The organism is Streptomyces sp. NPDC002032 (assembly GCF_042890765.1).
Lineage (GTDB): Bacteria > Actinomycetota > Actinomycetes > Streptomycetales > Streptomycetaceae > Streptomyces.
Map to the genome: position 1 here is coordinate 430,922 of NZ_JBIASM010000003.1, position 19,698 is coordinate 450,619.

The 19,698-nt window shown below is 71.8% G+C and carries 23 protein-coding genes, 1 tRNA gene and 1 riboswitch; of the genes, 7 read left to right on the plus strand and 17 right to left on the minus strand.

The features are described from left to right. Positions 1-71 precede the first annotated feature (71 nt). The 5 genes from ACFYYT_RS10085 to ACFYYT_RS10105 all read right to left on the minus strand — a co-directional run bounded on the left by ACFYYT_RS10085 (position 72) and on the right by ACFYYT_RS10105 (position 5,280). Entirely contained in the window at positions 72-1,469 is a 1,398-nt protein-coding gene (locus ACFYYT_RS10085; RefSeq protein ID WP_388607391.1) for a DUF445 domain-containing protein, read from the minus strand. 94 nt (positions 1,470-1,563) lie between these two features. After that, on the minus strand, positions 1,564-2,373 hold the full coding sequence (locus tag ACFYYT_RS10090; RefSeq protein WP_351818838.1) for a DUF1707 domain-containing protein: 810 nt from the start codon (positions 2,371-2,373) through the stop codon (positions 1,564-1,566). Between the two features lie 66 nt (positions 2,374-2,439). Further along, a complete protein-coding gene (locus ACFYYT_RS10095; protein ID WP_351818835.1) occupies positions 2,440-3,408 on the minus strand; it encodes an ATP-binding cassette domain-containing protein in 969 nt (322 codons plus the stop codon). 5 nt (positions 3,409-3,413) lie between these two features. Further along, the gene (locus ACFYYT_RS10100; RefSeq protein ID WP_351818987.1) at positions 3,414-4,178 is read right to left on the minus strand and encodes an ABC transporter permease; all 765 of its coding nucleotides are present in this window, start codon (positions 4,176-4,178) and stop codon (positions 3,414-3,416) included. 226 nt (positions 4,179-4,404) lie between these two features. Further along, positions 4,405-5,280, minus strand: coding sequence for an ABC-2 family transporter protein (locus ACFYYT_RS10105; RefSeq protein ID WP_351818832.1), 876 nt, complete (start codon positions 5,278-5,280; stop codon positions 4,405-4,407). A gap of 174 nt (positions 5,281-5,454) precedes the next feature. Here ACFYYT_RS10105 and ACFYYT_RS10110 point away from each other — a divergent pair, with 174 nt between their 5' ends. Next, complete coding sequence (locus ACFYYT_RS10110; protein ID WP_351818829.1) at positions 5,455-7,962, plus strand: transglycosylase domain-containing protein; 2,508 nt, start codon at positions 5,455-5,457, stop codon at positions 7,960-7,962. A 7-nt stretch (positions 7,963-7,969) separates the two neighbouring features. Here ACFYYT_RS10110 and ACFYYT_RS10115 read toward each other — a convergent pair whose 3' ends face one another. From ACFYYT_RS10115 to ACFYYT_RS10125, 3 genes are all read right to left on the minus strand, one after another. After that, the gene (locus tag ACFYYT_RS10115; RefSeq protein ID WP_030158619.1) at positions 7,970-8,290 is read right to left on the minus strand and encodes a multidrug efflux SMR transporter; all 321 of its coding nucleotides are present in this window, start codon (positions 8,288-8,290) and stop codon (positions 7,970-7,972) included. A 38-nt stretch (positions 8,291-8,328) separates the two neighbouring features. Beyond that, positions 8,329-8,407: riboswitch (guanidine-III (ykkC-III) riboswitch) on the minus strand. A 61-nt stretch (positions 8,408-8,468) separates the two neighbouring features. Beyond that, on the minus strand, positions 8,469-8,813 hold the full coding sequence (locus ACFYYT_RS10120; RefSeq protein WP_206434560.1) for a co-chaperone GroES: 345 nt from the start codon (positions 8,811-8,813) through the stop codon (positions 8,469-8,471). Between the two features lie 46 nt (positions 8,814-8,859). After that, positions 8,860-9,177 (minus strand): DUF3618 domain-containing protein, encoded by a 318-nt coding sequence (locus ACFYYT_RS10125; RefSeq protein WP_351818826.1) that lies wholly within the window; start codon positions 9,175-9,177, stop codon positions 8,860-8,862. Between the two features lie 117 nt (positions 9,178-9,294). Between ACFYYT_RS10125 and bcp the strand changes: the two genes are divergently transcribed. Together bcp and ACFYYT_RS10135 are read left to right on the plus strand one after the other, a co-directional pair. Beyond that, positions 9,295-9,762: a thioredoxin-dependent thiol peroxidase gene (bcp, locus tag ACFYYT_RS10130; RefSeq protein ID WP_351818823.1), complete on the plus strand. Its 468-nt coding sequence runs from the start codon at positions 9,295-9,297 to the stop codon at positions 9,760-9,762. 87 nt (positions 9,763-9,849) lie between these two features. Next, positions 9,850-9,933: transfer RNA gene (locus ACFYYT_RS10135), tRNA-Leu, on the plus strand. A gap of 74 nt (positions 9,934-10,007) precedes the next feature. Here ACFYYT_RS10135 and rdgB read toward each other — a convergent pair. The 4 genes from rdgB to ACFYYT_RS10155 all read right to left on the minus strand — a co-directional run bounded on the left by rdgB (position 10,008) and on the right by ACFYYT_RS10155 (position 12,455). Next, complete coding sequence (gene rdgB / locus ACFYYT_RS10140) at positions 10,008-10,667, minus strand: RdgB/HAM1 family non-canonical purine NTP pyrophosphatase (RefSeq protein ID WP_351818821.1); 660 nt, start codon at positions 10,665-10,667, stop codon at positions 10,008-10,010. A gap of 48 nt (positions 10,668-10,715) precedes the next feature. After that, complete coding sequence (locus tag ACFYYT_RS10145) at positions 10,716-11,102, minus strand: hypothetical protein (protein WP_351818818.1); 387 nt, start codon at positions 11,100-11,102, stop codon at positions 10,716-10,718. Between the two features lie 158 nt (positions 11,103-11,260). Then, a complete protein-coding gene (gene rph / locus ACFYYT_RS10150) occupies positions 11,261-11,995 on the minus strand; it encodes a ribonuclease PH (RefSeq protein ID WP_351818816.1) in 735 nt (244 codons plus the stop codon). A 226-nt stretch (positions 11,996-12,221) separates the two neighbouring features. Then, on the minus strand, positions 12,222-12,455 hold the full coding sequence (locus tag ACFYYT_RS10155; RefSeq protein ID WP_351818813.1) for a PTS glucose/sucrose transporter subunit IIB: 234 nt from the start codon (positions 12,453-12,455) through the stop codon (positions 12,222-12,224). Between the two features lie 215 nt (positions 12,456-12,670). Here ACFYYT_RS10155 and ACFYYT_RS10160 point away from each other — a divergent pair, with 215 nt between their 5' ends. Then, complete coding sequence (locus tag ACFYYT_RS10160) at positions 12,671-13,972, plus strand: PTS transporter subunit EIIC (RefSeq protein WP_351818811.1); 1,302 nt, start codon at positions 12,671-12,673, stop codon at positions 13,970-13,972. Between the two features lie 286 nt (positions 13,973-14,258). Continuing rightward, positions 14,259-15,530 carry a PTS transporter subunit EIIC gene (locus ACFYYT_RS10165; RefSeq protein ID WP_351818808.1) on the plus strand — a complete coding sequence of 424 codons (1,272 nt, stop codon included), beginning with the start codon at positions 14,259-14,261 and terminating at the stop codon, positions 15,528-15,530. Positions 15,531-15,672: 142 nt separating this feature from the next. Here the strand turns inward: ACFYYT_RS10165 and ACFYYT_RS10170 are convergent, their stop codons facing one another. After that, on the minus strand, positions 15,673-16,425 hold the full coding sequence (locus ACFYYT_RS10170; RefSeq protein WP_351818805.1) for an MBL fold metallo-hydrolase: 753 nt from the start codon (positions 16,423-16,425) through the stop codon (positions 15,673-15,675). 242 nt (positions 16,426-16,667) lie between these two features. Here ACFYYT_RS10170 and ACFYYT_RS10175 point away from each other — a divergent pair, with 242 nt between their 5' ends. Together ACFYYT_RS10175 and ACFYYT_RS10180 are read left to right on the plus strand one after the other, a co-directional pair. Beyond that, positions 16,668-17,090: a hypothetical protein gene (locus tag ACFYYT_RS10175; protein ID WP_351818802.1), complete on the plus strand. Its 423-nt coding sequence runs from the start codon at positions 16,668-16,670 to the stop codon at positions 17,088-17,090. Beyond that, positions 17,087-17,437, plus strand: a complete 351-nt coding sequence (locus tag ACFYYT_RS10180) for a DUF488 family protein (RefSeq protein WP_351818799.1) — start codon at positions 17,087-17,089, stop codon at positions 17,435-17,437. Before ACFYYT_RS10175 ends, ACFYYT_RS10180 begins: the two co-directional genes overlap by 4 nt. Before the next feature lie 273 nt (positions 17,438-17,710). Here the strand turns inward: ACFYYT_RS10180 and ACFYYT_RS10185 are convergent, their stop codons facing one another. From ACFYYT_RS10185 to ACFYYT_RS10200, 4 genes are all read right to left on the minus strand, one after another. Then, complete coding sequence (locus ACFYYT_RS10185; RefSeq protein WP_351830789.1) at positions 17,711-18,661, minus strand: cysteine synthase; 951 nt, start codon at positions 18,659-18,661, stop codon at positions 17,711-17,713. Next, a complete protein-coding gene (locus ACFYYT_RS10190; RefSeq protein WP_351830786.1) occupies positions 18,661-18,939 on the minus strand; it encodes a MoaD/ThiS family protein in 279 nt (92 codons plus the stop codon). Before ACFYYT_RS10190 ends, ACFYYT_RS10185 begins: the two co-directional genes overlap by 1 nt. Before the next feature lie 84 nt (positions 18,940-19,023). Next, positions 19,024-19,131 carry a putative leader peptide gene (locus tag ACFYYT_RS10195; protein WP_311736929.1) on the minus strand — a complete coding sequence of 36 codons (108 nt, stop codon included), beginning with the start codon at positions 19,129-19,131 and terminating at the stop codon, positions 19,024-19,026. A 77-nt stretch (positions 19,132-19,208) separates the two neighbouring features. Then, positions 19,209-19,631, minus strand: coding sequence for a M67 family metallopeptidase (locus tag ACFYYT_RS10200; RefSeq protein ID WP_266577128.1), 423 nt, complete (start codon positions 19,629-19,631; stop codon positions 19,209-19,211). Positions 19,632-19,698 lie beyond the last annotated feature (67 nt).

Here is a 19,698-nt window from a genome sequence, read left to right on the forward strand (position 1 = left end):
GGCCCCGTGGCCCCGGGCCGGGCAGCCCCGGCCCCCGCACCCCCCGCACCGCCGCAGGCCCCCGCGCGGCGTCAGGCGCCGAAGGCCTGGGAGACCGAGTAGATCAGGAGTCCCGCCAGGGCGCCGACCACCGTGCCGTTGATGCGGATGAACTGGAGGTCGCGGCCGATGTGGGCCTCGATCTTGCGCGAGGTGTGCTCGGCGTCCCAGCCCGCCACCGTGTCGGTGATCAGCGAGGTGATCTCGGCCCGGTAGGTGGTGACCACGTAGACCAGCGCCCCCTCGATCCAGCCCTCCACCTTGTCCTGGAGCCGGCCGTCGGTCGCCAGCCGGGATCCCAGGGACATCAGCGACGCCCGTACCCGCAGCCGCAGCTCGCTCTGCTCGTCCTCCGCCGCGGAGATCATCATCGACCGGACGGCCGTCCAGGCCGAGGCGATCACGTCCTGCACCTCGCCCCTCGCCAGGACGTCCGACTTCAGCCGCTCCACCCGCGCCCGCGTCTCGGTGTCGGACTGGAGGTCGGCCGCGAAGTCCGTCAGGAAGCGGTCCACCGCCCCGCGCGCCGGGTGGCCCGGCATGTCCCGCATCTCCGTCACGAAGCGGAGCAGCTCCTTGTACACCCGGTCGCCGATCTTGCGGTCGACGAAGCGCGGGGTCCAGCCGGGCGCGCCGCCCTGCACGGCGTCCATGACGGACTCCCCGTGCGTGACGAGCCAGTCGTGGGCCTTGGCGCAGACGAGGTCGACGGCCCGGTGGTGGCCGCCGTCCGCGACGACCCGTTCCAGGGTCTTGCCGATGCCCGGCGCGATCTCCGCCGCCTCCGCCCGCCGGGTGATCGCCTCGCCGACGACGGCCTGGACGTCGGAATCGCGCAGGACGGTCAGGGCCCCGCGCAGCGCGGTGGCCAGCTCGGCCGTGACCCGGTCGGCGTGCGCGGGCTCGGCCAGCCAGGCGCCGAGGCGCCCGCCGATGCCGAGCGCCCGCAGCCGGGCGCGGACCACCTCGGCGGAGAGGAAGTTCTCGCCGACGAACTCCCCGAGGGAGACCCCGAGCTGGTCCTTCTTGGTCGGGATGATCGCGGTGTGCGGGATGGGCAGGCCCAGCGGGTGCCGGAACAGGGCGGTGACGGCGAACCAGTCCGCGAGCGCGCCGACCATGCCGGCCTCGGCGGCGGCCGCGACGTACCCGGCCCAGCCGCCCGCGCCCCACGCGTGCTGGGCGTACTTGGCCAGTACGTAGACCAGCGCGACCAGCATCAGCAGGCCCGTCGCGGTGGTCTTCATCCGGCGGACCCCGCGCCGGCGCTCCTCGTCCGCCGCGTTGAAGACGAACCCGCCGCGGGAGGGCGGGGGCGCCGCGCGTGCTCCCGCACGGCCCCCGTCCAGGTCCGCGCCGCCGCTACCGCTGCCGCTCTTCACGCTGCTCACCTGCTCCTGCCTTCCCCCGGTGGCCGGTTTCGTCTGCATAGCATCCGACTCCCGGGGGGCCCGGGGAGTTCCCGGCGCGCCGTACGCCGACGACGTACGCCGCCCCGGCCCCGCCTTCGGCCCCCGGCCCCGGCTACAGCTCCTTGCGGGGCCGTTTGCCGTTCACCGGCTTCGAACCCTTCGGCGCCTTGGTGCGCACCTCGACCCCGCCCCAGAAGGCCAGGCCGTTCACGATCACGCGCGGGGCGCCCGGCTGCGGCGCGATCGGGGTGCCGCTCTGGTCGAAGGCGCCCATGACGCCGATGCCCCGGACGTCGACCTCCACACCCGGCGGGACCGTGATCTGGATGCCGCCCATGATCGCGACGCAGGTGATCACGACCTCCCGCTGCGAGAAGTCCGCCTCGCGCAGGTCGAGGTCCCCGCCGCCCCAGAAGGCCACCGCGTTGAAGCGGGCCGGAACGGTCCAGCGGCCCTTGCGCTGGAAGCCGGACATGACGGCGACGGCGGTGGCCGAGGTCCCCGAGCCGCCGATCCGGCCGGTCCAGGCGCCCTCCGCCGGGGCCGTCCCGGGGGCCGGGGCCGCCACGGCGCCGAGCGGGGGCTCGCCCGGTACGGCCGGCAGGTCGCGGGTCAGCGGTTCGAGGTCGGCGTACGTGCGGGACTTGTACGCCGCCTCCAGCCGCTCCCCGAACTCGTCCATGTCGAGCCGGCCCTCGGCGACGGCGTCGCGCAGCCGCTCCACCACCCGTTCGCGGTCGGCGTCCGAGGCCCTCAGCGCCGGCGCCCCCTCTGCCGCGGGCGCGGGCACAGGCGTCGGCGTCGGCGTCGGCGCAGACGCAGGCCCCGGCCGCGGCTCCTTCTCCAGCGAGGGCTTCCCCGACGATGCCTGCTGCGGCAACGGCTCCTCCGGCAACGGCTTCTCCGGCCGCTCGTCACTCATGTGGCCCACCCTATGCAGAGACCCGGCCCAGTTGAATGCCCGGCAGCACCCGCCGGGTTGCCGCCCTCACCCCCGCCCCGCGTACATCCGCGCGATCACGTCCTCGATGTCCGGCTCCCGCACCGACAGGTCCAGCAGCGGGTACCGCGCCGCCACCGCCGCGACCAGCGGTGCCGCCGACGCCCCCGCCGGGAACCCCAGCCACTGCCGGGGCCCGTCCACCCTCACCACCCGCGCCCCCTCCACCTCGATCGGCGCGAGCTCCCGTTCCAGGTCGACGACCAGCGTCCGCTCGCCCCGCCCCAGCGCGTGCAGTCCGGCCAGCTCGCCGTCGTACATCAGGCGCCCATGGTCGATCACCATCACCCGCTCGCACAGCTGCTCGATGTCCTGGAGGTCGTGCGTGGTCAGCAGCACGGTGGTGCCGAGTTCCTCGTTCAGCTGCCGCAGGAAGCCGCGTACCTTCGCCTTGCTGACCACGTCCAGCCCGATCGTCGGCTCGTCCAGGTACAGCACCTCCGGATCGTGCAGCAGGGCCGCCGCGATGTCCCCGCGCATCCGCTGCCCGAGCGAGAGCTGGCGCACCGGTACGTCGAGCAGCGCGGCCAGGTCGAGCCGGTCCACGCAGCGCTCCAGGTTCTGCGCGAACCGCGCCGCCGGGATCCGGTACATGCGCCGCATCAGCCCGTACGAGTCCTTCAGCGGCAGGTCCCACCACAGCGTGGTGCGCTGCCCGAACACCACCCCGATCCGGTGCGCGAGCCGCATCCGCTCCCGCGCCGGGTCGATGCCCGCGACGCGCAGCCGGCCGCCGCTGGGGGTGAGGATGCCGGTCAGCATCTTGATGGTGGTGGACTTGCCCGCGCCGTTGGGCCCGATGTAGCCGACCACCTCACCGCGGGCCACCTCGAAGCTGATCCCGTCCACGGCTCTGACCTGGCGTTTCTCCCGCCGCCACAAGCCCGTGCGGCGGCGTACGTCGAAGACCTTCTCGACCCCGTCCAGCGAGATCAGCGCATCCTGCCCGGCTGCCACCACGGCTAGCTCCCGGTGCTTCGGTAGGAACGGACGCCCGCGCGCCAGGCCAGCGACGCGGGCAGGAACAGGGCCAGGGCGACCAGCGGGCTCACGAACGCGGTCCACCCCGGCAGCCCCAGCGGATCGGGCCGGCCCAGTACGTACAGCGCGGGCAGCCAGTTGACGAAGGCCAGCGGGACGACGAAGACCACCCCGCGCAGCAGGTCCTTGCCGAAGAGCGTCGGCGGGTACTGGAGCATGGTGCAGCCCCCGTACGTGAAGGAGTTCTGCACCTCCGCCGCGTCCCCGGCGAGGAACTGGAACGCCGCCCCCGCCACCAGCACCGCCGCGAAGATCCCCGCCCCGGCGACGGCCATCACCACCACCAGCAGCGCCTTCAGGACCGTCCAGTCCACGTCCAGCACGGCGATGCCCCAGGTCATCACGGCCGTTCCCTGGGTGATCCGCCCCAGCCTGCGCAGCGCGAAGCGGTCGGCCGCGACCTGCGCGAGCAGCGGTACGGGGCGCACCAGCATGGTGTCGAGGGAGCCGTCCCGGACGCGGGCGCCGATGCGGCCGGTGTTGCCGAGGAGCAGGTCGGCCAGGCCCAGGGAGACCGTGCAGGACCCGTAGAGCAGGGCGATCTCGGGGAGGGTGAAACCGCCCAGCGCGTCGACGTGGGAGAACATGATGACGATCGCGACGAAGTCGAGCAGGGAGATCACCGCGTTGCCGAGGGTCGCGAGGAGGAAGGACGCCCGGTACGTCATCGTCGACCGGATCCACATCCCGACGATCAGGCGGTAGCCGCGCAGCCCCTCGCGGGCCCGCCCGCCGCGCGGCAGGGCCCATGGCGCGGCCTCCCCGGCACCCCCGGTCACCCCGCACGCCCCGGCCCCCCTCGCCCTGGCCGCCCCACTCGCCCCCGCCACCCCGGGCGTCCGCGCCGCCCCAGCCGGCTCCGCCGTCCCCGTCGTCCCAGCCACCCCAGCCGACTCCGCCGTCCCCGTCGTCTCAGCCACCCTGGATCACCACCTTCCGCGTAGCCGCCGACTGCACCAGCCGCCCCGCCCCCAGCAGGACGAGCGCCCACCCGGCCTGGAACGCCAGCGCCCGGGCCGCGCCGCCCGCCCCCGCGTGCGTACCCAGCAGCACGTCCAGCGGGACCTGGAGCATCGCGGCCCAGGGCAGCAGCCGCACCAGCTCGCCGAAGCCGCCCGGGAACACCGTGAGCGGCAGCAGCATCCCGGAGAAGAAGACCGTCACGACGGAGGCCATCATGTTGATCCCCGCTCCGTCCATCAGCCAGAAGGCCGCCAGCCCCAGCAGGTAGCGCACCGCGAAGCCGACGGTCAGGGCGAGCACGACGGACACCAGGAACAGCAGCCAGCGCGCCGGATCGGCCGGCAGCGCCAGCGGGAAGGCGAGCGCCCCCGCCGCCAGGGGCACCACCCCGCGCCCGATCAGCTGGAAGGCGGCCCGGCCCAGGTCGGCCGAGAGCCACCACAGCTGGAGGTCCGCCGGGCGGTAGAGGTCGACCGCGATGTCACCCGTACGGACGCGTTCCTGGAACTCCTCCTGGAAGCCGCCCCCGAGGAGCGAACCGGCCGCGAGCAGCGACTGGCTGACCCAGACGAAGGTGAGCGCCTGCGCCTGGTCGTAGCCGCCGAGGCCGGGACGCTCGTCCCACAGCGCGATGTACGTGTACGCGACGATGAAGCCGAACACGGTGTTGGTGAACACCCCGGCCGCCGTGGCCGCCCCGTAGGCGGCGTAGCGCCTGAACCCGCCCGCGGCGACGGCCGGGTAGAGCCACGGCCTGCGGCCCTCGCCCGGCCCCTCCTCATGCCCCTCGTCATGCCCCTCGACGTGCCCCGCTCTCCGACGCACCGTATCCCTCCGTTTTCCCCGTCGTTCCTACGTCGGCCAAAGCGCGCGAGCTTAGTGCGGAGGGGCGAGCCACGCGACCGTTTTATGCCCGTCCGGGGCGGATGCAACGGCCATCGGGTAGACACCATGAGGTACGGATGTGGACATTTCGCACAGCCACGAGGAGTCCTGGAGATGAGCGGCCAGTCACCACCAGGGGGCTGGTCCCCTCGCGACCCGGACACCCCTCCGGAGCCCCCGGGAGGACCGTCCGCCGCCGGGGACGGCCCCGGGAAGCAGAACAAGCAGGACAAGCAGAACAAGCGGAACAACCAGACCAAGCAGGGCAAGCGGCGGCGCACCGGATGGCGCCGCGTCTTCCCCACCTGGCGCATGGTCCTGGGCGGCCTCCTGCTGATCGCCCTGCTGATCGGCGGCGCCCTGGCGGCCGGCTACCTGCTGGTCGACATCCCCCCGGCCAACTCCGCCGCCACCGCGCAGTCCAACCTCTACCTCTACGCCGACGGTTCCCAGCTCGCCCGTGACGGCGAGGTCAACCGCGTGAACGTCCCGCTGTCCCAGATCCCCCGAGGGGTCCAGGAAGCCGTCCTCGCCGCGGAAGACCGGGACTTCTACTCCGAACGGGCGGTGGACCCCAAGGCGATGGTGCGCGCCGCCTGGAACACCGCGACCGGCAAGGGCACCCAGTCCGGTTCGACCATCACCCAGCAGTACGTCAAGAACTACTACCTGGGCCAGGAGCAGACGCTCAAGCGCAAGGCCAAGGAGTTCTTCATCGCGATCAAACTCGGCCGGGAGAAGTCCAAGGACTACATCCTGGAGGGGTACCTGAACACCAGTTACTTCGGCCGCAACGCCTACGGCATCCAGGCCGCGTCCCAGGCCTACTACGGCAAGGACGTCAACCGGCTGACCACCGCCGAGGGCGCCTACCTCGCCACCCTCCTCAACTCCCCCAGCGCCTTCGACGTCGTCTCGCACCCCCGGGGCCGCGACCGTGCCGTCGCCCGCTGGAACTACGTGCTCGACGGCATGGTGAAGAAGAAGTGGATGCCCGCCGCCGAGCGCGCCGCGGCCCGCTTCCCCGAGCCGGGCAAGGTCCGTCCGGCCGCCGGCCTGTCCGGGCAGCGCGGCTACCTCGTCGAAGCCGTCAAGGACTACATCACCGAGCAGAAGATCCTGGACGACAAGACCCTCGCCGAGGGCGGCTACCGCATCACCACCACCATCGACAAGCGCCGCCAGGGGGAGTTCGTCGAGGCGGTCAAGCAGCAGATGGGCGACAAGCTCGACCCGGCCGCCCGCCCCGCGGACCGCCTGGTGCGCGCGGGCGGGGTCTCGATCGACCCGGCCACCGGCAAGGTCGTCGCCCTGTACGGCGGCGTCGACTACACGAAGCAGTACGTCAACAACGCGACCCGGCACGACTACCAGGTGGCATCCACCTTCAAGCCGTTCGTCTTCGCGTCGGCCGTCGAGAACGACTCCCGCACCCAGGACGGCAGGCGGATCACGCCGAACACCATCTACAACGGCGACAACAAGCGCCCCGTCGTCGGCGGCCGGATCCGCTTCAGCCCGGAGAACGAGGGCCAGGTCTCGTACGGACCGATCACCGTCAGCACCGCCACCGACCTCTCGGTCAACGCCGTGTACGCGCAGATGGCCGTCGACGTGGGCGGCGCCAAGGTCAAGTCGACCGCCATCGCCCTGGGCATCCCCGAGAACACTCCGAACTTCGACGCGGGCCCGGCCATCGCCCTCGGCACCATGCAGGCCAGCGTGCTGGACATGACCCAGGCGTACGCGACCCTCGCCGACCACGGCCGCCGCACCCCGTACACCTTCCTGGAGCAGATCTCGAAGGACGGCGAGAACCTCCACCTCCCCGACCGCACCCCGACCCGGGCCATCAGCCGGGAGGCCGCCGACACGACCACGTCCATGCTGGTCAGCGTCGTGGACAACGGCACGGGCACGGCGGCCCTGGCGGCCGGCCACCCGGCCGCCGGCAAGACCGGCACCGCCGAGCTGGACCGCTCGGCGTGGTTCGCGGCGTACACCCCGGACCTGGTCACGGTGGTGGCGATGATGGGCCAGGACCCCGACACGGGCACGCTGCAACCCCTCTACGGGGCGCTCGGCGAGGCCCGCATCGGGGGCGGCGGCTATCCGGCACGGATCTGGGCGGCCTACACGAAGGCGGCCCTGGAGGCCACCGACCCGGTGGACTTCGACCTGGAGCTCCAGCCCGGCGCGGCCCAGCCCCCGCCGCCGGTCGCGCCCACCACCCCGCAGCAGCCGGAGGGCACCGGCCGGCCGCCCTCCGAACAGCCCACGCCCCCGACGGGCGGCCAGACGCAGGACGGCCGCACCCAGGGCGGCCGGACGGACGGCGGCCAGGGCCAGGGCGGCCGGACGGACGGCGGCCAAGGCCAGGGAGGCCAGACGAACGGAGGCCAGACGGACGGCGGCCAAACGCAGGGCGGCCAGACGAACGGCGGTCAGACGAACGGCGGGCAGACCACCGCCGGACAGACCACAGGCGGGCAGACCACCGACGGCCAGAACACCGGCGGCCAGACCACCGGCGGTGACGCCACCGGGGGCCAGACCACCGGCGGCGAGACCCCGGGCGCCATCACCCGCAACCGCCGCCCCTCGCCGGACCTCCTGGAGTGAGCGGCGGTCAGTGACCCGAGGTGGCCTTGAGCCCCACCACGGCCACCAGCAGCAGACAGATGAAGAAGATCCGGGCGGCGGTGACGGGCTCCCCCAGCACCGCCATCCCGAGCACGGCCGCCCCGGCCGCGCCGATGCCCACCCAGACGCCGTACGCCGTACCGATCGGCAGGGTCTTGGCGGCGTAGGACAGCAGCACCATGCTGGCGACGATGCCGGCGCCGGTGAAGACGGACGGCCAGAGCCGGGTGAAGCCCTCGGTGAACTTCATGCCGATGGACCAGCCGACTTCCAGCAGACCGGCGACGAGAAGAAGAACCCATGCCATGACCAGGCACCTCCGGGACGAGACGAGAACGGAAAGGAAGTGCGTCGTCTTTGCGTCCTGCAACCCGGTACGGCGCGTCTCGTCGGGGGTTCCCCACCACCGTAGCAAAGGGCAGCGCGAAGGGCCGGTGACAACGGTCACCGGCCCTCGGGCGTCAGATCCCCGGAGTCCTCACACCTCAGAGGTACAGCCCGGTGGAGTCCTTGGACCCCTCCAGCCGCTCCGCGGCCACGGCGTGCAGGTCCCGCTCGCGCATCAGCACGTACGTCGCCCCGCGCACCTCGACCTCGGCCCGGTCCTCCGGGTCGTACAGGACCCGGTCGCCGGGCTCCACGCTGCGGACGTTCTGGCCGACCGCGACCACCTCGGCCCAGGCGAGCCGCTTGCCCACCGCGGCCGTGGCCGGGATCAGGATGCCGCCGCCCGAGCGCCGCTCGCCCTCGGGCAGGTCGGACTTCACGAGCACGCGGTCGTGCAGCATGCGGATGGGCAGCTTGTCGTGGGTGGTGGTGTTCTCGCTCACGCCCCGAACCTACCTGCCCCCGCGCGCCCGGTACCCCGGAGGGTCCTCACCGCTTGCGGCGCGCCGAGGCCACCAGCAGGCCGACCACGCCCACGGCGAGGAGCACGACGGGCACGATCCGCTCCGGGCGCGGGGCGCCGTCCTCGTGACGCAGGCTGTCCTTCACGTCGGTGACGAGCCGGTTGACGGCCACGAAGGCCCGCCCGGCGGTGTGGTCCACCGCGCTCGCCGCCTTCGCCTTAGCGTCCCCGATGATCGTCTTCGGGTGCATGCGCACGCCGATCTCGTCGAGCGTCTCGGCGAGCTGCTCGCGGCGGCGGACGATGTCCGCCTCGATCTGTGCGGGGGTCCTGGCTTCCGGCACCGCGCTGCCTCCGTCGTCGTGTCGTGCTCGTGGTCGCATGGGGCGTAGTCCGCCATGAACAGTCTGTCAGCTTAGTCTCGTGACGTACCGTTCCCCTCCCGAGGAGAAGACCTACCGATGAGCGAGCGACTCCAGCCGGGCGACACCGCCCCCGCCTTCACCCTGCCCGACGCGGACGGCAACGAGGTCTCGCTGGCCGCCCACAAGGGCCGCAAGGTGATCGTGTACTTCTACCCGGCCGCCCTCACCCCGGGCTGCACCAAGCAGGCCTGCGACTTCACCGACAACCTCGCCCTCCTCGCCGACGCCGGCTACGACGTCATCGGCATCTCCCCGGACAAGCCGGAGAAGCTCGCGAAGTTCCGCGAGCAGGAGCACCTGAAGGTCACCCTGGCCGGCGACCCCGACAAGGAGACCCTGACGGCGTACGGCGCCTTCGGCGAGAAGAAGCTCTACGGCAAGACGGTCACCGGGGTCATCCGCTCCACGGTGGTCGTCGACGAGGAGGGCAAGGTCGAGCACGCCTTCTACAACGTCAAGGCCACCGGCCACGTAGCCAAAATCATCAAGGACCTCGGCATCTGATCCCGCCACCGCCACCGACGTGACGGCCGCCGCCCGTAGAATGTCGGCAGCCCGGACGGACCTGACGTCCGATTCAGGCGCGATGTCGCGGTTGTGGTGGAATTGGCAGTCACGCTGGGTTTAGGTCCCAGTGGGGTAAAACCCGTGGGGGTTCGAGTCCCCCCAACCGCACGTGCATGTCGAAGGCCCCGCACGCAGCCGCGTACGGGGCCTTCGGCTTGCCCGGCCGGCCAGGCCTCGTTGGGTCAGGCCAGGAGTTCGCGGATGACCGGGACCAGGGCGCGGAAGGCCTGGCCGCGGTGGGAGATGGCGTTCTTCTCCGCCGCCGAGAGTTCCGCGCAGGTGCGGGACTCGCCCAGGGGCTGGAGGACCGGGTCGTAGCCGAAGCCGCCCGTGCCCGCCGGGGTGTGGCGCAGGGTGCCCAGGAGGCGGCCCTCGACGACGCGTTCGGTGCCGTCCGGGAGGGCCAGGGCGGCCGCGCAGAAGAAGTGGGCGGCGCGGTGTTCGTCGGCGATGTCCCCGAGCTGGGCCAGCAGGAGGTCGAGGTTGGCCTGGTCGTCGCCGTGGGTGCCGGCCCAGCGGGCGGAGAAGATGCCGGGGGCGCCGTTCAGGACGTCCACGCAGAGCCCCGAGTCGTCGGCGACGGCCGGCAGGCCCGTCGCCCGGGCCAGGGCGTGGGCCTTGAGCAGGGCGTTCTCGGCGAAGGTGACGCCGGTTTCCTTCACGTCCGGGATCTGCGGGTACGCGTCGGCTCCGACCAGCTCGAAGGGCAGGCCGGCTGCGGAGAGGATCGCGTGGAGCTCCGTGACCTTGCCCGGGTTGCGGGTGGCCAGGATCAGGCGGCGGGGCGTGGCGGAGGCGGACGGCTCGGACGGCGTGGACGGGGTGGACGGGGTGGAAGTCATGGCTCCCATTATTTCGGCTCCGTCCGGCCCGGCTCCGTCCGGCCCGCGTCAGCCCGGGGTGCAGACCTTGGAGATCTCCTTGGCGGCGGCCGCGACGGGCTGGACGTCGGGGGTGGCGTCGCCGTTCTCGACGGAGGTGCGGACGTTCTTCACGGCGGTGCTCATGGAGTCGACGGCCTTGGAGAGGTCGGCGTTGCCCGTGGAGTCCTTGATCTGCTTGAGGTTCGTATCGATCTGGTTGAGCGCGTTCTGCGTGTCCTGGACGCTGTTCCCGGCCTGGGAGACGGCCTGCTGGAGCTGGTCCACGCTGTTGGCTATGGCGACGGCCGTGTTGGCGCAGTCCATCGCCGTGGAGATCGCGTCGCAGGAGGCCAGCGCCGGGACGGCGAGTACGGCCGTCAGGGCGACGGCGGCAAGGCGGTGCTTCGGCTTCATTCGGGTCCCCCCGGGCTCGGATGTGTGGACGGGCGCACGGATTCGACTCCGTGCGCCCGTACCGGCGTAGACGCGCGCCCGCGTCCGGCGGTTGCCAGTGCCGTGGCCGGAAAGGGTTGCAGGGTGCCACGACCCGGTGAACCTTTCCGGTCACGGCACTACGGTGCCTGCAGCTCCAGGGCGCCGAGCTGGAGGGCCTCCAGGTCGGCGCATCCGCCGGCGGCGAGGTCGAGGAGCGCGTTGAGCTCCTTGCGGTCGAAGGGCTCGCCCTCGGCGGTGCCCTGGACCTCGACGAAGCGGCCGTCGCCGGTGCAGACGACGTTCATGTCGGTCTCGGCGCGGACGTCCTCCTCGTAGCAGAGGTCCAGGAGGGGCTCGCCGTCGACGATGCCGACGCTGACGGCGGCGACGGTGCCGGTGAGCGGCTTGCGGCCGGCCTTGATCAGCTTCTTCTGCTGGCCCCAGGCGATGGCGTCGGCGAGGGCGACGTAGGCGCCGGTGATGGCGGCGGTGCGGGTGCCGCCGTCGGCCTGGAGGACGTCGCAGTCCAGGACGATGGTGTTCTCGCCGAGGGCCTTGTAGTCGATGACGGCGCGCAGCGAGCGGCCGATCAGGCGGGAGATCTCGTGGGTGCGGCCGCCGATCTTGCCGCGGACGGACTCGCGGTCGCCGCGGGTGTTGGTGGAGCGCGGCAGCATCGAGTACTCGGAGGTGACCCAGCCTTCGCCGCTGCCCTTGCGCCAGCGCGGGACGCCTTCGGTGAAGGAGGCGGTGCAGAAGACCTTGGTGTCTCCGAAGGAGATGAGGACGGAGCCCTCGGCGTGCTTGCTCCATCCGCGTTCGATGGTGACCGGGCGGAGCTGTTCGGGCGTGCGGCCGTCGATGCGAGACATGGCTGTGAGCCTAGTCGGTGCACGGGTACGGGAGGACCCCGTCCGGTGCGGCCGGAGACCGTCGCCCCCGACGGCGCGGCGGCGCGGCGGCGCGGCCGATCCTTCGCGGGGATCCGCGGGAAGTACGGGCGGGACGGCAGGGGACGGAAAAAGACGCTGCGCCGACCGAGTGGCCAGGTCAGGCGCAGCGTCTTTCGTGTTCGTGCGGATCAGCCCAGGGGCTCGATCACATCATGTCTTCGATTTCGCCGGCGATCGGGTCGGCGTCGGTGCCGATGACGACCTGGATCGCGGTGCCCATCTTGACGACGCCGTGGGCGCCGGCGGCCTTGAGCGCGGCCTCGTCGACGAGGTCGGGGTTGGCGACCTCGGTGCGCAGGCGGGTGATGCAGCCCTCGACCTCTTCGATGTTCTCGATACCGCCGAGCCCGGCGACGATCTTCTCAGCCTTGGTGGCCATGCGTTTCTCCCTGGGTGTTACGAAGAACGAGTCTCGGCGGCCGTAACCATCGTCGTCCGCTTCGTCACGGTAGCTCACGGTTGGCCTATCTACGCGAGCACGAGCCGGGCGGCTGCCGAAAGATGACCATCAGCAGCAGCCTGCCCGCCACTGGTCTACACCAGTGTGCCGCAAGTGTTGCGACTGCCAAAACGGGCCGGTCCAGGGAGGTCGCGATGAGCGCGAGCAGCGCCGCAGCAGTGCCGCGGAACCAGTGGTGGAACGGCTTGTTCCAGGGCCTGCAGAAGATGGGGCGCAGCCTCCAGCTCCCGATCGCCGTCCTGCCCGCGGCGGGCATCCTGAACCGGCTCGGCCAGCCGGACGTGTTCGGCAAGGACGGCCTGAACTGGACCGACGTCGCCAAGGTGATGGCCGGCGCGGGCGGGGCCCTGCTCGATCCGGACCTCGGCCTGCCGCTCCTGTTCTGCATCGGCGTCGCGATCGGCATGGCGAAGAAGGCGGACGGCTCGACGGCCCTGGCGGCCGTCGCGGGCTTCCTCGTCTACCGGGGCGTGCTGCACGCCTTCCCCAAGAGCTGCCCGGCTGGCACCCGCAACATCGGCGGCGGGTGCCTGGGGCCGAACGACACCTTCGCCGGGTTCACGTACCAGAACCCGGGGGTGTTCGGCGGCATCGTCATGGGGCTGCTCGCGGCCTGGTTCTGGCAGCGCTACCACCGGGTGCGGCTGGTCGACTGGCTGGGCTTCTTCAACGGGCGCCGGCTCGTCCCGATCATCATGTCCTTCGTCGCCATCGCCTTCGCCGCGCTGTGCCTGTGGGTCTGGCCGCCGGTCGGGGACGCGCTGGAGAGCTTCTCCGACTGGCTGATCGGGCTGGGCTCCTGGGGTGCGGGCATCTTCGGCGTGGCGAACCGGGCGCTGCTCGTGATCGGCCTGCACCAGTTCCTGAACGTGCCCATCTGGTTCCAGTTCGGCTCGTTCACCACGCCGGACGGCAAGACGGTCCACGGCGACATCAACATGTTCCTGAACGGGGACCCGAACGCGGGCCTGTTCCTCTCCGGCTTCTTCCCGATCATGATGTTCGCCCTCCCGGCGGCGGCCCTGGCCATCACGCACTGTGCGAAGCCGCTGCGCCGCAAGGAGGTCGGCGGGCTGATGCTGTCGGTGGGCCTGACCTCGTTCGTCACGGGCATCACCGAGCCGCTGGAGTACTCGTTCCTGTTCGTGGCGCCGGCCCTGTACGCGGTGCACGCGGTGCTGACGGGCGTGTCGATGGCGGTGACGTGGGCGCTGGGCGTACACGACGGCTTCAGCTTCTCGGCGGGCCTGATCGACTACGTCATCAACTGGAACCTGGCGACCAGACCGTGGCTGATCATCCCGATCGGGCTCGCCTTCGCGGTCGTCTACTACGCGGTCTTCCGGTTCGCGATCACGAAGTTCGACATCCCCACTCCCGGCCGGGAGTCGGACGAGGAGATCGCGGCGATGCAGGTGGAGAACACCAAGGCGTAGTCCATGGGACAATAACGGCACAAAGCACGGCGGTTCAGGCCTTAAGCCTGGATGCCAAGGCCTTCGGACCCGGCGGGTCCGAGGGCCTTTGTCGTTGATGTCCGAATGTGTTTCCTGCCACGAAATTGGCGGGTTCCTTACGCAGACCTCACCGTGCTACAACTGGTCTACACCACTTGGTGGTGTAGACCATGAGGGCTTGTCCGGCCCCAGGTCCCCCTTTCCGAGACGCCGCCACCCCCTTTTCCTTGTCCCCAGGCAGCGCCTTGTCCACTGGAGGAACCCCATGTCCACAGCGACCGCTGCGGAAAAGAAGAAGGGCGCTGGCGTGATGGCCGTCATGCAGCGCATCGGCCGGAGCCTCATGCTCCCCGTTGCCGTGCTGCCGGCCGGCGCTCTGCTGCTCCGCCTCGGCGCGGACGACATGCTCGGCGACAAAGACGTCTTCCCGACGTTCATCCTCAAGATCGCCGGTTACATGGCCGCCGGTGGTGGCGCGATCCTCGACAACATGGCGCTGCTGTTCGCCGTCGGCATCGCGATCGGCTACGCGAAGAAGTCGGACGGCTCGACGGCCCTGGCCGCCGTCACCGGTTACCTGGTCTTCCAGAAGGTGCTCGCCACCTTCACCGACTCGAACCTGCCGAAGGTCGCCAAGGTCGCCGCGGGCAAGATCGTCGAGGTCGACGCCCCGGTCAACGCCGGCGTCCTCGGCGGCGTCGTGATGGGCCTCATCACCGCCCTGCTCTACCAGAAGTTCTACCGGACCAAGCTGCCGGACTGGGCGGGCTTCTTCGGCGGCCGCCGCCTGGTCCCGATCCTCTCCGCCCTCGCGGGTCTGGTCACCGGCATCGTCTTCGGTCTCATCTGGCCCGTCCTCGGCACCGGTCTGCACAACCTGGGTGAGTGGCTCGTCGGCTCCGGCTCCGTCGGCGCGGGCATCTTCGGTGTCGCCAACCGCGCGCTGATCCCGATCGGCATGCACCACCTGCTGAACTCCTTCCCGTGGTTCCAGGCCGGTTCGTTCGACACCGCCAACGGCGCCGTCCACGGCGACATCGCCCGCTTCCTCGCCGGTGACCCGAGCGCCGGACAGTTCATGACCGGCTTCTTCCCGATCATGATGTTCGCCCTCCCGGCGGCCTGCCTCGCGATCGTCCACTGCGCCCGCCCCGAGCGCCGCAAGGTCGTCGGCGGCATGATGTTCTCGCTCGCGGCCACCGCGTTCGTCACCGGCGTGACCGAGCCCATCGAGTTCACCTTCATGTTCATCGCCCCGGTGCTCTACGCGATCCACGCGGTCCTCACCGGTGTCTCGCTGGCCCTCACCTGGGCCCTGGGCATGCGGGACGGCTTCGGCTTCTCCGCCGGCGCGGTCGACTTCCTGCTGAACCTCGGCATCGCGAACAACCCGTGGGGCCTGGCCGGCGTCGGCCTCTGCTTCGCGGTGGTCTACTACTTCGTCTTCCGCTTCGCGATCACCAAGTGGAACCTGCCGACGCCGGGCCGCGAGTCCGACGAGGAGCTCGCCGAGCTCCAGAAGGCCGAGGCCAAGTAGGCCCCGCGCCCCACGGCACCGCACCGCGCACGCACCGGAGCCCCCGCTCTCCCCGAAGGGAGGGCGGGGGCTCCTGCGTGGCGCGGTGCCGTGGGGCGCGGGCCGGACCGGAAGCCGGCCGGACCGGGAGACGGCCGGCCGCTCAGACCTCGTAGACGGCGCCCGGGTACGCGAGCTCGACGGGGCCGTCGTAGACCGCGCGGGCGTCGGCCAGGTTCCGCTCGGCGTCCGTCCACGGCGGGATGTGCGTCAGGACGAGCCGGCCGACGCCGCCGCCGCGCGCGCACTCGCCGGCCTCGCGGCCGTTGAGGTGGAGGTCGGGGACGTCCTCCTTGCCGTGCGTGAAGGACGCCTCGCACAGCAAGAGGTCGGCGCCCTGCGCGAGCGTCGCCAGCTCCGGGCAGACCCCCGTGTCGCCGGAGTACGCCAGCGAGCGGCCGCCGTGCTCGACGCGGATGCCGTACGACTCCACCGGGTGGCAGACCCGCTCGGTGCGGACCGTGAACGGGCCGATCTCGAAGACGGCCGGCTTCAGGGTGCGGAACTCGAAGACCTCGCTCATGGAGCGCTCGTCGGGGACGTCCTCGTACGCGGTCGTCAGGCGCTTCTCGGTGCCCTCGGGGCCGTAGACGGGGAGCGTGCCGCAGCGGCCGCCCTCGTGCCGGTAGAAGCGGGCGACGAAGTACGCGCACATGTCGATGCAGTGATCGGCGTGCAGGTGGCTCAGGAAGATCGCGTCGAGGTCGTAGAGACCGCAGTGGCGCTGGAGCGCGCCGAGGGAACCGTTGCCCATGTCGAGGAGCAGCCGGAAGCCGTCGGCCTCGACGAGGTAGCTCGAGCATGCCGAATCCGCGGACGGGAACGACCCCGAACAGCCGACGACGGTGAGCTTCATGGAGCGTGAACCTCCGTGGACGGTCCGTGGACGGAATGCGGGCCGTGCGTGGGTCGAGCGTAAGGCGCGAAACCTCCGGTCGCTCCTCCGCGGCAGGCCGTTGTGGGGGGAATCACCTGTGCTGTCACCCAGGGGAGCGACAGGGGGCACGGAGGTTGCCACGGCGGGGGCCGTGACGCCGCCACCGTGGCCGCCGCGGCGGCTGCCGTGCCGGGGGGCGCGTGCGCGGCTACGGTCGGAACATGGACACGTCCTGGTGGCCCGCCGTGCTGGCGGCGGTCGCCGTGGCCGTGGTGGTCCTGCTCCCCCGGCGGGCGACGCGGGGCCGGCGGCCCCCGGAAGGCCACCACGGGCCGGGACGGCCGCCGCCCGTGCGGGCCGGTGACCTGTGGCGGCTGGCGGACGGCCGGCCGTGCCTGGTGCTGGCCGTACGGGTGCACCGGGAGCGGGCGCGGGTCGCCTGGATCACCGGGAAGTACGACGACCGGCGGCCCGGGGTCATCCCGCTGCCCCCGGGGGTCGCCGGAACGCAGGGACGCGGCGCCTTCCTGGAGGCGGACCGGCCGGAGGAGGTGTCGCTGTGGGAGTTCCGGACCCGGACGGGGACGCTGGACCCGACGCTGTGGGACGGGGCCAGGGGGCTGGGGCTGGGGGGCGGGGCGTGATCCGGCTGCGGCGCGTCTACGATCCGCCCGAGCCGGAGGCGGACGGCGTACGGGTGCTCGTGGACCGGCTGTGGCCGCGCGGGGTGTCGAAGGCGGCGGCCGCGGTGGACGAGTGGCCCCGGGAGGTGACTCCGTCGGCGGAGCTGCGGCGGTGGTTCCACGCGGGGGGCTCCGCCGGGGAGTTCCGGCGGCGGTACGAGGCGGAGCTGGGGGCGGCGGGGGCGGTGGCGGAGCTGGAGCGGCTGCGGGGGCTGGCGGCGGTGGGTCCGCTGACGCTCCTCACGGCGGTGCGGGATCCGGGCTCCGGGCACGCCGCGATCCTGGCGGAGCTGCTGGCCGGGCCCTGACGCGGGCCGGGCCGCGGGGGCCGGGGGCCGCCTGTGGGTGGGGCGCCGCTGCGCGGGGCCGTCCCCTACCCGCCCTTCCACCGTTCCCGCCTCGGACGCCGGCGCGGCTCACGACACGGCGCTCCGCGCCCGCGCCTCAAACGCCGGCGGGGCTGGGTTGGGCGGCGGGGCTCACCGCACGGCGCTCCGCGCCCGCGCCTCAAACGCCGGCGGGGCTGGAGGAGGCGGCGGGGCTGGGTTGGGCGGCGGGGCTGGGGGAGGTCGCCGCCGGCGTCAGGCCCAGAGTTGGCCCTGGAGGACTTCGATGGCTTCCTCCGTCGTCGCGGCCGTGTAGACGCCCGTCGACAGGTACTTCCAGCCGCCGTCGGCCACGACGAAGACGATGTCCGCGCTCTCGCCGGCGGCCACCGCCTTGCGGCCCACCCCGATCGCCGCGTGCAGGGCCGCGCCCGTGGAGATGCCCGCGAAGATGCCCTCCTCGCGCAGCAGGTCCCGCGTGCGGGTCACCGCGTCCGCGGAGCCCACCGAGTAGCGGGTCGTGAGGACCGAGGCGTCGTACAGCTCGGGGACGAAGCCCTCGTCGAGGTTGCGCAGTCCGTAGACGAGGTCGTCGTAGCGGGGTTCCGCCGCGACGATCTTCACGCCCGGCACGTGCTCGCGCAGGTAGCGGCCGACGCCCATCAGGGTGCCCGTCGTGCCGAGGCCCGCCACGAAGTGGGTGATGGAGGGGAGGTCCGTGAGGATCTCCGGGCCGGTCGTGGCGTAGTGGGCGCCCGCGTTGTCCGGGTTGCCGTACTGGTAGAGCATCACCCAGTCCGGGTGCTCCGCCGCCAGTTCCTTCGCCACCCGCACGGCGGTGTTCGAGCCGCCCGCCGCCGGTGACGGGACGATCTCGGCTCCCCACATCGCGAGAAGGTCCCGGCGCTCCTGCGAGGTGTTCTCCGGCATGACGCACACGATCCGGTAGCCCTTGAGCTTCGCGGCCATCGCGAGCGAGATGCCCGTGTTGCCGGAGGTGGGTTCCAGGATGGTGCAGCCGGGGAAGAGGCGGCCGTCCTTCTCCGCCTGCTCGACCATGTGGAGCGCGGGGCGGTCCTTGATCGAGCCGGTCGGGTTGCGGTCTTCCAGCTTGGCCCAGATGCGGACGTCCGCCGAGGGCGAGAGCCTCGGCAGACGGACCAGCGGGGTGTTGCCGACGGCCGCGAGCGGGGAGTCGTAGCGCATTACTTCGAGCCGCCGGCCACGGCCGGGAGGATGGTGACGCTGTCGCCGTCCTTGAGGGCGGTGGAGATGCCGTCGAGGAAGCGGACGTCCTCGTCGTTGAGGTAGACGTTCACGAAGCGGCGCAGCTGGCCGCCGTCGACGATGCGCTCCTCGATGCCCTTGTGCCGGGTCTCCAGGTCCTTGAGCAGGTCGCCGAGCGTGGCGCCTTCACCGTTCACGGCCTTCTCGCCGTCGGTGTAGGTGCGGAGGATGGTGGGGATGCGGACCTCGATGGCCATGGCGGGGTGCTCCAGTGTCGGGAGGGCGGGGAAGAAGGTTCGGGCGCGCGGTTCTCGCGGCCCCCGCGCGAGGGGCCGGTGTGCTCAGGCAGCGGGACAGATGGCGCTGGCGAGGCGGCACAGATCGACGTGCAGCCGCGCCACGAGCAGCAGCCTGCCGGGCGTCTCGATGCTCACGTCGTGGGAAACCATGCGGTCATGTTAACGATTCCCGGTCCCCCGTTTGGAGTGTGATCCCGCATCGTGGACCACAACCGCTCGCATACTGGTCAGTAGCTGGCCACGACCTGCACTTCTTCCTCCGTGATCACTCCGTCGACGATCCGGTACGAGCGGAACTGGAACTCTCCGAGGCCGTCCTGGTCGGCCGTGGAGACGAGGACGTAGTGCGCGCCGGGCTCGTTCGCGTACGTGAGGTCCGTGCGCGAGGGGTAGGCCTCGGTCGCGGTGTGCGAGTGGTAGACGATCACCGGCTCCTCGTCGCGGTCGTCCATCTCGCGGTAGAGCTTCAGCAGATCCTTCGAGTCGAACTCGTAGAACGTGGGCGAGCGGGCCGCGTTGAGCATCGGCACGAAACGCTCCGGACGGCCGGTGCCCGCCGGGCCGGCCACGACACCGCACGCCTCGTCGGGGTGGTCCTTGCGGGCGTGCTCGACGATCCGGTCGTACAGGTCCTGGGTGAGGGTCAGCATGAGCGACAGGATAAGCAGACGGGCCCTCCCGTACCGAGGAGCGGTACGGGAGGGCCCGCATGGTGGA

Coding starts and splice junctions, on each gene's coding strand:
- ACFYYT_RS10145 (WP_351818818.1), bottom strand. CDS start 11,102: ATGAAGCCGAAGCACCGCCTTGCCGCCGTCGCCCTGACGGCCGTACTC.
- ACFYYT_RS10190 (WP_351830786.1), bottom strand. CDS start 18,939: ATGGCCATCGAGGTCCGCATCCCCACCATCCTCCGCACCTACACCGAC.
- ACFYYT_RS10165 (WP_351818808.1), top strand. CDS start 14,259: ATGTCCACAGCGACCGCTGCGGAAAAGAAGAAGGGCGCTGGCGTGATG.
- ACFYYT_RS10115 (WP_030158619.1), bottom strand. CDS start 8,290: ATGGCATGGGTTCTTCTTCTCGTCGCCGGTCTGCTGGAAGTCGGCTGG.
- ACFYYT_RS10110 (WP_351818829.1), top strand. CDS start 5,455: ATGAGCGGCCAGTCACCACCAGGGGGCTGGTCCCCTCGCGACCCGGAC.
- ACFYYT_RS10200 (WP_266577128.1), bottom strand. CDS start 19,631: ATGCTGACCCTCACCCAGGACCTGTACGACCGGATCGTCGAGCACGCC.
- ACFYYT_RS10090 (WP_351818838.1), bottom strand. CDS start 2,373: ATGAGTGACGAGCGGCCGGAGAAGCCGTTGCCGGAGGAGCCGTTGCCG.
- rph (WP_351818816.1), bottom strand. CDS start 11,995: ATGTCTCGCATCGACGGCCGCACGCCCGAACAGCTCCGCCCGGTCACC.
- ACFYYT_RS10085 (WP_388607391.1), bottom strand. CDS start 1,469: ATGCAGACGAAACCGGCCACCGGGGGAAGGCAGGAGCAGGTGAGCAGC.
- ACFYYT_RS10195 (WP_311736929.1), bottom strand. CDS start 19,131: ATGGTTTCCCACGACGTGAGCATCGAGACGCCCGGCAGGCTGCTGCTC.
- ACFYYT_RS10155 (WP_351818813.1), bottom strand. CDS start 12,455: ATGGCCACCAAGGCTGAGAAGATCGTCGCCGGGCTCGGCGGTATCGAG.
- ACFYYT_RS10160 (WP_351818811.1), top strand. CDS start 12,671: ATGAGCGCGAGCAGCGCCGCAGCAGTGCCGCGGAACCAGTGGTGGAAC.
- ACFYYT_RS10100 (WP_351818987.1), bottom strand. CDS start 4,178: ATGTGGATCCGGTCGACGATGACGTACCGGGCGTCCTTCCTCCTCGCG.
- ACFYYT_RS10185 (WP_351830789.1), bottom strand. CDS start 18,661: ATGCGCTACGACTCCCCGCTCGCGGCCGTCGGCAACACCCCGCTGGTC.
- ACFYYT_RS10170 (WP_351818805.1), bottom strand. CDS start 16,425: ATGAAGCTCACCGTCGTCGGCTGTTCGGGGTCGTTCCCGTCCGCGGAT.
- ACFYYT_RS10175 (WP_351818802.1), top strand. CDS start 16,668: ATGGACACGTCCTGGTGGCCCGCCGTGCTGGCGGCGGTCGCCGTGGCC.
- bcp (WP_351818823.1), top strand. CDS start 9,295: ATGAGCGAGCGACTCCAGCCGGGCGACACCGCCCCCGCCTTCACCCTG.
- rdgB (WP_351818821.1), bottom strand. CDS start 10,667: ATGACTTCCACCCCGTCCACCCCGTCCACGCCGTCCGAGCCGTCCGCC.